The sequence below is a fragment of the Natrialba sp. PRR66 genome (genome assembly GCF_034808065.1).
Taxonomy (GTDB): Archaea; Halobacteriota; Halobacteria; order Halobacteriales; family Natrialbaceae; genus Natrialba; species Natrialba aegyptia.
Map to the genome: position 1 here is coordinate 1 of NZ_JAXHGN010000031.1, position 329 is coordinate 329.

Sequence of the window (329 nt, forward strand, 5' to 3'; positions counted from 1 at the left end):
TTCGTGTTGATGATCATCCCCCAGTGCCAGTCGCGCTCCTCGTCGCGGGGTTCGTAGGGGTAGCTGTGCTCGCGGCCGAGTTGGGGGTTGTAGGTTTCGGGCATCAGCTGTCACCTCCCTGCAGCGTTCCGTCGATGTAGTTCTGGACGAGATCGTCGCGGCGCGCGTCGCCGGGCCACCAGTCCGCCTCCTCGTACTTCTCGACTTCCACGAGGTCGTCGCGGTTAGTCCCGGTCGGTGCCCACACGGTTTCTTCGTACCCGTGTTCCAGTTCGGCCCCGTGCCAGGCGATGTCGTCCTCGACCTCCTCGGAGATGTTCGGGTCGCCG

1 protein-coding gene is annotated in these 329 nt (G+C 64.7%); it reads right to left on the bottom strand.

Annotated elements, in window-relative coordinates:
* Positions 1 to 103: 103 nt before the first annotated feature.
* Positions 104 to 329, bottom strand: a 226-nt coding sequence (locus tag SM755_RS23365; RefSeq protein WP_323174796.1) for a hypothetical protein, incomplete at its 5' end; no start/stop codon positions are given.